Consider the following 6,169-nt stretch of genomic DNA (forward strand, 5'->3'; position numbering starts at 1 on the left):
CTTCAAATAGCTCCCTGGAGGAAATCTGTTATTTTAAGGATTATATAGGCAGGATCCATTAAAAGGCACCCATTCCAAATGAACATTGACAATTTGGGTATCCTTCACATCCATTTTATAAAAGAATGGCTTATTGAATGATATCAATTTATTATTTGCAATATTTTTCCCATCTACGGCAAATCTGATGAAATCGATATAAATTGGGAAAATGTTTCCATTTTTATCCTCAAATTTCTGAGATCTTAGCTTTATCCTTAGTGTACCGTCATTTACAACCTTCAGTTTTAAATCAAGTGAAGATTTTGAACTGGATAATGCAAGCTCCTTTTTTGAATAAATTGAATCCCATTTTGGACGATTAGACCTTAATTCTTCATCGGAACTTTCCAAAAGCACAACCGTATTACTCTCATCCCCCGAATTTTTAATGTCTACACGAATTTTATTAAATTTATTTAAAAGATAAGATGAACGTGTTTCTAAAGAATTGTCAGAACCAGAAATATGGTATTTTTTCATCCAATCCATGAAGTCCGGCTTTGCGAAATCATTAGCCATATTAACGTCATGAACCACATTCATGATTTGAACGGCCGAAGCAATATCCCTCAAATTAATTCTATACTTCGGATATAAGTCAAGTTTTAGTTTCTGATATACTTCTCCCGGGAAATATTTTAAAAACTCATTTTCAAATTCCTTTGAATCGAATATTTCTTTAAATATCGCTGAATCATATGCATAATCAAATTTCCTTTCTTCCACGGCATCTTCGATTTCAGGACCTTCAACTAAATCATATTCAGGCATTTCAAATGGATGTATCATGTTAATCTCATCAGCCAGCTCAAGAGTATCCGCGTTAATTTTTCTGTCCGCTTCAAATTCTATATCCAACAATTCCGGACAATACCTCTTAAAAATCAATGCAATCAATATCTTCTTATCATCAACAATGCTTTTGTCAATTTTTTGCAAAATAGGATCTGATAAAGGCGCAATGCCTATAATATTAAATAAAAAGCATTCAACAAACTCTTTTCCGAAATGATGTCGAGCCCTACCGTACCTGTAAAGCAATGAAGCGAAATTTTCATGAAGATAATCCTCATCATACATCTGGGACAATATTTCAAATTCATCATCCACAAGAACTTCACAGGATTTTGAAAATGACGGATTGAAATAATAACCTGACCTGGAAAGGTCTTTTCTGTAATCATCCTTATTTAAACTGAAAAATGGGTTTGTATTGCCCTTGACCAATTCTCCGCAATGGCCACATATCCTAAACATCGGTTCAACAGGCACCTTTCTTCTTAAAACGAATTGCTTTTCAAAACCCAGCTTTGCATACGTGCATCGGGTTATGGCCTCCTCAAGGGATACTGGTTTGGAATTATACTCCAAAGTTTTGTTTAATTCAAAACCGAACCTATCCGCAATTTTACCTGCAATCTCCAAATCCTCTTTTCTGCCTTCATCCCTATTGGAACTTACCCTGACTTTGGCCAAATCAATTCCCGCATTTAGCCAAATGGCTGCAACAACCCTCGTATCAAAACCGCCACTGATATCAAAAACAATATTATTGGACCTTTTACGCAAACCCCTTATAGTTTCAACCCATTTTAAAAACCATGAATCCAAAATATCCAATGCTTCCCTTGAATTGATTGGAACGTAATGTTCCTTTGCACTGACATCCCTGAATAAGAGTTGCAGGGTTTTCTTATTAATTACCACTTCAATCTCGCTTGGAATCATTTTTATTTCCTTAACCAAAGTGGGTGTGCATAAGCTTGAGCATAATGTTTGAAACAAGTAATAGTTCGCATAATCCCTGTCAAAAGTGATTCTTTCGCGTTTGTCACGGAGATGTTCGACCAATTTCAAAAAGGAGTTGGATACAGCAAAATATCCCTCATTTGCATAGACATATAATCCAAAAGACCCCAAATAATCCTGATGCAGTGAAATAAATTCGTCTTGGGCATCCACAAAGATATAAGCTCCCATGCCGGACAATCCCTCATAATTCTTTTTACTTTCCAAAACCAAATTGTCACCGTTCAATCCATAACCATATAATTTAGTATTTATGCAATCAAGATTATCCGAATCAATGACAAAAAAATAATCATCCATAATTTCACCAATACCCTCTTCAAATTAAAATATCATATACATTCATTTGTCAATTAGCTTATCCCTAGGAGTAATCCTATTGAATATGTTTGTTTCATGGATAAGCTCTATCCACATCGGAACCTCTGTTCTAATAGAAACCAATTCCACATCTTCCTGAGTTATTTTAGAGTGAATATAATCAAAGACTGTGGTGTCATTGCTGGAATTCACAAGAGTGATAAAATGATTGCTTCTCCAGGCAATGCTATACATTTTATCGGACATCAAATCCAATTTTGCACCATTTACAAATGATATGAAACACTCCTGTAAATTTTCATCAGCATAATCATGGATAAGCTTCATATAATCCTTATCAATCATATCATCATTATCTATTCTGGAAGTTATGTAAAAGTCACTGGAAATGCCTCTTTCAGCACAATACTGTGAAAAATAAAAAAGCTCATTTTCATCAAGATACAAATCTTCAAAGTCATATATCTTTTTCAAATCCAGTATCCTTTTTAAAAACTTGTCGGGTGTTCTTTTATGGAATAAAATGATCCATGTGAAATCCTGCACTGTCTGCTCGCTGATTGACTTCAACGTATACTTTTCAAAAATTTCAAATCTTTTTTCAAGATAGTCCTCATCCAATATTTTCAGTGTGGGATTTTCATCAGGATCTCTAAATTCACATCCGAATTGCAGTGAGAGATTGAATCTTGTTATTAAAAAATGCTTATAGTTCATGTGAATTCTCCTTGTTTAATATTTCAAAATAAATAGTTTATAAAGTTTATCTTAATGGTTTAAATATCCTAAAGAAAGTTTAAAAGATGAATCGGGAAAAATACTGCCGAACGCGATGGCAAAGCAACCAATTAGATACTTCCACATTCAACTTAACTTATCATTACCGTATTTTTCAAACAGTTCAATATCACTTTCTCCAATAGAATTCATTTCCAACAAATCCATTCCGGTAATGTCTTCCACCTCACGGGCCAGGTGAACATAAGTGTCAGGATATTCATTATAGCCGAAAAGATGCCATATGACGTCCCCTTCAAAAACAATCTCCAAATACCAGTCATGGCCTTCCAAATCGTATTGGTCGCAGTTCAGGGATTTCAAATGATAGTCTGACTGCGTCCACAGGTAGACATGATACCTTTCCAAAAGTTCCAGAATCCTATTTTCATCATCCGCAGTCAAATTCTTATCTACATATCCGTTGATTAACCTATCTTCAAAGTTGATTATCAAACGCGGATTTGGCAGCTCATACGGATAGCACCTGTAATGGCCAAATTCAATAGCTTTAATCTTCAATTGATTGCCATTTAGGTAAATACCGTCTTTTTTAAGAGTGTAAAACAGAGGAGTGGCCATCTGTTTTTGGTAGTTTAAGTGCAGCACGTCAAAATTGAAAAAGCCTTTTAAAAGCTCACCGAACCGGGTCCAGTTTTTAGGAAAATTGTTCTTAAAGGAATATTCCTCAAAACCATCAGAAGAATAAACAATTACTATGCAGGAATAAATCAGTTCCAGCCTTTCAAAATAAGAAAACTCCTCTGAAACGAAATCCTTGAACAAATCCAGATTGACATAATCCTGAATAAGTTCCCCCGCCTCTCTGTCGCTGAACTTGTGAATTTCACTGGTCATCTTACGCCTTAAATCGACCAGTATGTCAATCCATGAGTCATCACACCAAGTGTTTTCCCTAAGGAACTTGTCGCCACTTCCCCTTTCAGAAATTTTATAATATGCCATATTGTTTACAAAATCAATTGTAAAACATTCATAATGGCGGTTAAGCCTTTTGAAATTAAACCTTTGTGTGATTTCTATTTTTTCAATCATAATCTCCAATTAACTATTTATCCCCCAACTTTTAAATAATTATACAAAAATTTTAACAAACAAAAAAATATATTAATAATCATATAATTAAATGAACACATCAACATATAATATTTGCGTGATAATATGATTAGAAGATGCCCCCAATGCGGTACTGCAGGCGATGATATTTACGGTTTTTGTATAAAATGCGGATATGAATTTCAAAAAATCCCAAAGGATAAAAATGCATGTCCCCTATGCGGATATCCAAACCCTGATGAAGCGGATTTCTGTGTTAAATGCGGTACTCCATTGCTTTTCAAAAGCCAGTTTGAAGGCACCCACAATTCAATAAATCCAATTATCATTAAAAATACAACCGAAAATCAAAACCAAATGAACGTTGGCAGGACAAATAGGATTTGGATTGTGCTAGGGTATTTCTTCTCAATTTTAGGAAGCATTATCGGATTGATAATATCAATCTATCTAATTACACGCAAAGATCCTGTGGCAAAAAAACATGGATACATCCAACTGGCAATAATCATATTCTATATTGCGCTTTTTGCAGTATTGTATGCCACCGGAGCCATTCCTCCGGAAATAATCAATGAATATACACAGCTATTGGCCGGAAACCTTACCTCTGTCTAGAGGCAGGTACATTACAATCGCGCCTTCACCATTCTCGTAATATCCTGGAACAACCCTATCCCTAATAAAATTAAATTTTTCATAGAATTTTACCGCTTCAATATTATTCTCCCTCACTTCCAGGTAGATTGCATCAATTCTAAGCAATGACAAAATGCCGATTGCCTTTAAGAGCAACTCCGTTCCGGCACCCCTTCTGCGGTAATTTTTGTCAACAGCAATTGAAATGATATGTCCCTGATTTTCATATTTAATCCAGAACATCACGTAACCTATTACATAATCATCCTTTTCAGCCACCAAAAAACCAATGCCCATATCATATAACTGCTGAAACATGTTTATTCCATATGATTGGTCAAATGACATGTTTTCTATTTCAAAAACCCTCTTTAAATCTTTTGGAACAAACTTTCTAACTTTCATACTAAAAAATTATACAAAACAATATATTTAATAGTTTGTATTAAAAAAAAATTAACTTGAAGGAGTAACTAAAATGTGGCAAGATTTTGGAGAATATATCCTCAATGAAGTTGGAGACAACAAGGTTACAATTGCTGAAATTGCAGTTGGAAAATTTGATAAAATTGCTCAAATGCTGTCTGAAAAGGACAATATCACTTTAATCAAAACTGATATTTCTCCGGATAACGAAAGCATTATAAAAGACGACATTACAAATCCGAATCTTGAATTATACAATGATGTGGATATTATATACTCAATCAGGCCACCAAGCGAATTGCAGCCGTATTTGGTAAAGCTTGCAGAAAAAATCGATGCAATGCTGATTATTAAGCCCCTGACAGGGGAAGAATTAAATACTCCCAGAGTAAAAATGCAATTAAAAAATTTCAAAAAAGCTAGTTTCTACATTTTAAGGTGATGAGATGAAAGACATACTATCCAAATACAATACATCTCTTGAAGGATTAAACAACAGTGAAATTCAAAAAAGACAAACAGAATACGGTTTAAATGAGCTAATTGAAAAAAAGCCTACTCCAACATACGTACTATTTTTATCACAGTTTATTGATATTCTAATTGCACTTCTTTTAATTGCCGCCATTGCCGCCTATGCAATTGGAGACGTGATTGATGCATGCGTAATCATACTTGCAGTATTGCTAAACACGATTTTGGGCTTTATCCAAGAATACAGATCCCAAAGAGCAGTTGAAATGCTTAAAAGCATGATGGTTAAAAAGGCCATTGTCAAAAGGAACAATAAAATCGAAGAAATCGATTCTAAATCATTGACAATCGGAGATATTGTTATTCTTGAAGAAGGAAGCAAAGTGCCTGCAGACCTGATATTAATCGAATCCAAAAACTTAAGCTGTGACGAATCCCATCTGACCGGAGAATCTGAAAGCATTAAAAAAGAAGTGAATGACAAAGTATTTATGGACTCCAACATACTTTCAGGCCATGGTATGGGAATAGTCGAGAAAATCGGAATGGAAACCGAAATCGGCAAAATTGCAGATATAATACAGGAAGAAAGCGATGAAACCCC

General features: G+C 34.6%; 7 protein-coding genes. 3 read left to right on the forward strand and 4 right to left on the reverse strand.

Annotated features, from left to right (window positions below; all coding sequences use genetic code 11):
• Positions 1 to 33: 33 nt before the first annotated feature.
• The 3 genes from ACJMLZ_RS04085 to ACJMLZ_RS04095 form a co-directional block, all read right to left on the reverse strand.
• Positions 34 to 2,151 (reverse strand): hypothetical protein, encoded by a 2,118-nt coding sequence (locus ACJMLZ_RS04085; protein WP_405304082.1) that lies wholly within the window; start codon positions 2,149 to 2,151, stop codon positions 34 to 36.
• A 42-nt stretch (positions 2,152 to 2,193) separates the two neighbouring features.
• Positions 2,194 to 2,889, reverse strand: coding sequence for a glycosyltransferase (locus ACJMLZ_RS04090; RefSeq protein ID WP_405304083.1), 696 nt, complete (start codon positions 2,887 to 2,889; stop codon positions 2,194 to 2,196).
• 147 nt (positions 2,890 to 3,036) lie between these two features.
• The gene (locus ACJMLZ_RS04095) at positions 3,037 to 4,005 is read right to left on the reverse strand and encodes a hypothetical protein (protein ID WP_405304084.1); all 969 of its coding nucleotides are present in this window, start codon (positions 4,003 to 4,005) and stop codon (positions 3,037 to 3,039) included.
• Positions 4,006 to 4,131: 126 nt separating this feature from the next.
• Between ACJMLZ_RS04095 and ACJMLZ_RS04100 the strand changes: the two genes are divergently transcribed.
• Positions 4,132 to 4,644, forward strand: coding sequence for a zinc-ribbon domain-containing protein (locus ACJMLZ_RS04100; RefSeq protein WP_405304085.1), 513 nt, complete (start codon positions 4,132 to 4,134; stop codon positions 4,642 to 4,644).
• On the opposite strand, the gene rimI is transcribed toward ACJMLZ_RS04100, so the two are convergent.
• Positions 4,615 to 5,070, reverse strand: a complete 456-nt coding sequence (gene rimI / locus ACJMLZ_RS04105) for a ribosomal protein S18-alanine N-acetyltransferase (RefSeq protein WP_405304086.1) — start codon at positions 5,068 to 5,070, stop codon at positions 4,615 to 4,617. The two genes, ACJMLZ_RS04100 and rimI, sit on opposite strands and share 30 nt — an antisense overlap.
• A gap of 73 nt (positions 5,071 to 5,143) precedes the next feature.
• Here rimI and ACJMLZ_RS04110 point away from each other — a divergent pair, with 73 nt between their 5' ends.
• Positions 5,144 to 5,533 (forward strand): UPF0146 family protein, encoded by a 390-nt coding sequence (locus ACJMLZ_RS04110; protein ID WP_405304087.1) that lies wholly within the window; start codon positions 5,144 to 5,146, stop codon positions 5,531 to 5,533.
• A 4-nt stretch (positions 5,534 to 5,537) separates the two neighbouring features.
• On the forward strand, positions 5,538 to 6,169 hold a 632-nt coding region (locus ACJMLZ_RS04115), incomplete at its 3' end, for an HAD-IC family P-type ATPase (RefSeq protein ID WP_405304088.1).

The organism is Methanobrevibacter sp. (assembly GCF_045126245.1).
In the GTDB taxonomy this organism is placed as follows: Archaea; Methanobacteriota; Methanobacteria; order Methanobacteriales; family Methanobacteriaceae; genus Methanocatella.